At 46.1% G+C, this 280-nt stretch carries 1 pseudogene; it reads right to left on the minus strand.

Annotated elements, in window-relative coordinates:
• Positions 1–4: 4 nt before the first annotated feature.
• Positions 5–280, minus strand: a pseudogene (locus tag AAEY83_RS14265) (ABC transporter permease); the annotation flags it as partial.

Genomic DNA, 280 nt, shown 5'->3' on the forward strand with positions numbered 1-280 from the left:
CCCCTTACCCTTTAACTGATTGATGGGTTAGTTTTTTAGCATACCGCGCTGCTGGATTGGCGCGCCATTCAAGCCACATCATAAAACCTGTGATTAACATGGTCAGCCCTAAATAGATAATTGCTGCCGCCATATAAAAGGTAAAAGGCTGCTGGGTCGATTGCGCCGCACGCGAGGATTGATACATAATGTCTTTGAGACCAACGACTGACACCAAGGCGGTATCTTTTAATAGCACTAAAAACAAATTGCCCAAACCCGGTAACGCAATCTGCCACAC

It is taken from the genome of Psychrobacter sp. TB20-MNA-CIBAN-0197, assembly GCF_040309765.1.
GTDB lineage: Bacteria > Pseudomonadota > Gammaproteobacteria > Pseudomonadales > Moraxellaceae > Psychrobacter > Psychrobacter submarinus.